General features: G+C 74.0%; 1 protein-coding gene. It reads right to left on the bottom strand.

Annotated features, from left to right (window positions below; all coding sequences use genetic code 11):
• Nucleotides 1-995: polyketide synthase dehydratase domain-containing protein (locus tag ACGFIW_RS33750; protein WP_393324620.1), on the bottom strand; the 995-nt coding region annotated here is incomplete at its 3' end.
• Nucleotides 996-1025 lie beyond the last annotated feature (30 nt).

The raw sequence follows: 1025 nt of genomic DNA, 5'->3' as shown, positions 1-1025 counted from the left end.
ACCACCACATCCGGCACCACACCCCCCACCACCGGCCACACACCCACCGACACACCACCCACCACCGGCACACCCACCACCACCGGCACCACCTCAAGCAACGGGGTGGCCGAGCCGAGCTGTTCGGGGAGCGGGCGCATGACGACGGACTCGGCCGTCAACACCGGCTGCCCATTGCCGTCGGCGACCTCGACGGAGAAGACACCCTCCTCGCCGTGGACGAGTCGCGCCCGGAGCGTGGTGGCGCCCGTCGACCGGACCGACACCCGCTGCCAGGCGAAGGGCAGTCGGGCGCGGCCGGTCATGTCGAGCACCAGCGGCTGGAGCGCGGTGTCCAGCAGGGCGGGGTGCAGCACGTAACCGTCGGCCGGGAGGCCAGCGGGCAGGCTCACCTCGGCGTACCACACGTTGTCCTGACGCCAGGCCGCCTGGAGGCCGTCGAACGCGGGGCCGTACTCGTAGCCACGGGCGACGAGGGTGGCGCGTACCTCGGTCAGGTCGAGCGGGGTGGCGTCGGCCGGCGGCCAGGGCAGCGGCTCCGGGGCCGTGGGGTCGTCGTCGGCGAGCACGCCGGTCGCGTGCCGGGTCCATCCGGTCGCGTCCGCGGCCCGGGAGTGCACGGCGAGGGCGCGGCGGCCGGAGGCATCCGGAGCGCCGGCGGTGACCTGGACCTCGATGGTCCCGGCACCCGGGAAGACGAGCGGCGCCTCGAGCATCAACTCCTCGACCAGGGCGCAGCCGACCTCGTCGGCCGCCCGCACGGCCAGCTCGACGAAGGCGGTGCCGGGCAGCAGGACCGCCCCGGCGACCCGGTGGTCGGCGATCCACGGCAGACGCCCGGTGGAGAGCCGACCGGTGAAGACCACTCCGTCGGAGTCGGCGAGCCGGGTGGGAGCGTCGAGCATCCCCTGCCCGGTCCAGGTGCCGTCGAGCCAGTAGCGGTGGCGTTGGAACGCATACGTCGGCAACTCCACCCGCCGCGCCGACGGGAACATCACCGACCAATCCGGCGACACCCCATGCAC

The organism is Micromonospora sp. NPDC048935 (genome assembly GCF_043197875.1).
GTDB lineage: Bacteria > Actinomycetota > Actinomycetes > Mycobacteriales > Micromonosporaceae > Micromonospora.
The sequence above is the reverse complement of the archived record's forward strand: the minus strand, read 5'-3'. Positions and strand labels throughout refer to the sequence as shown.